General features: G+C 41.5%; 2 tRNA genes and 1 rRNA gene. All 3 read left to right on the forward strand.

The features are described 5' to 3' along the window. Nucleotides 1-89 (forward strand): 16S ribosomal RNA (locus FNN08_RS16205); the annotation flags it as partial. A gap of 103 nt (nucleotides 90-192) precedes the next feature. After that, nucleotides 193-269: transfer RNA gene (locus FNN08_RS16210), tRNA-Ile, on the forward strand. A gap of 100 nt (nucleotides 270-369) precedes the next feature. Next, nucleotides 370-445: transfer RNA gene (locus tag FNN08_RS16215), tRNA-Ala, on the forward strand. The last annotated feature ends 273 nt before the right edge of the window (nucleotides 446-718 follow it).

The raw sequence follows: 718 nt of genomic DNA on the forward strand, positions 1-718 counted from the left end.
GGAGGACGGTTACCACTTTGTGATTCATGACTGGGGTGAAGTCGTAACAAGGTAACCCTAGGGGAACCTGGGGTTGGATCACCTCCTTACCTTAAGTAAAACGCTTAATGTTGAGTGTTCACACAAATTGTATGATAACGAAAGATGAAGAAGATTAGGTCGTAACTACTTAAGTTGCAGACCCATCATGATAGGTCTGTAGCTCAGCTGGTTAGAGCGCACCCCTGATAAGGGTGAGGTCGGCAGTTCAAGTCTGCCCAGACCTACCAAATTAACGTTTTTTCTGCGTTACTTTGGTACTTGTGTAGGTTAACTACACGGCGTACCAAATTAACTTGTAAAAACCTTAATTGCCATTAGTAAAGTAATGGGGCTATAGCTCAGCTGGGAGAGCGCCTGCCTTGCACGCAGGAGGTCAGCAGTTCGATCCTGCTTAGCTCCACCATCTTCTTTAGAAAGACCAAACTTAAAACATCCGCTGGATGCATTAAGTTTGGTTTTTTACCAAAATCTGCACCGAATGCGTGTGTTGATTAACTCTTTAACAATTTGGAAAGCTGATATTAAACCCGGCAACTTATGTTTATGACCTCCAATCATAAACGTCGAATAAGTTGCCACGATAAACAACTTGTTGTTTATCACTGAGATGTTTATACAACATCTCAACATTATAACTAACGATAATTATCGTTTCGTTAGTTGTTCTTACTCAAGG

This window comes from Thalassomonas sp. M1454 (genome assembly GCF_007097525.1).
GTDB lineage: Bacteria > Pseudomonadota > Gammaproteobacteria > Enterobacterales > Alteromonadaceae > Thalassotalea_A.